1 protein-coding gene is annotated in these 335 nt (G+C 59.7%); it reads left to right on the forward strand.

All coding sequences use genetic code 11. The features are described 5' to 3' along the window. Positions 1-39 precede the first annotated feature (39 nt). Positions 40-335: type IV secretory system conjugative DNA transfer family protein (locus ACR6JA_RS22315; RefSeq protein WP_494599588.1), on the forward strand; the 296-nt coding region annotated here is incomplete at its 3' end.

Raw genomic sequence — 335 nt, forward strand, 5'->3', positions numbered from 1 at the left:
GGTTCGCGCAACGCGAGCAGCGTGACGGCGGCGGCGTTGATGGCACAGCAGAACGAGGCGCAGCGCGCCCGTTCGCAAGCGCTTCTCGATACTGCTCTTGGCGTCGGGGTAAAGGCCGGGATTTCGTGGCAGCTCGACAAGATCCGGCAGGATGTGAAGGCCAAGGAGCGCACGCTTGACACTATCTACGATTTCGGGAGCTTGATGATTCAGGGGCGGGTTGTTCCGCCGGTGATCATCCAGGCCAACGATCTTTACAGCCAAGAGGGAGATCTCGCTCTGCGGCTCTCAGGCGCGTACTACAAGATCGAAGCACAGGCAAAGTTCTCTTCTGT

This window comes from Cedecea sp. B1(4) (assembly GCF_059414925.1).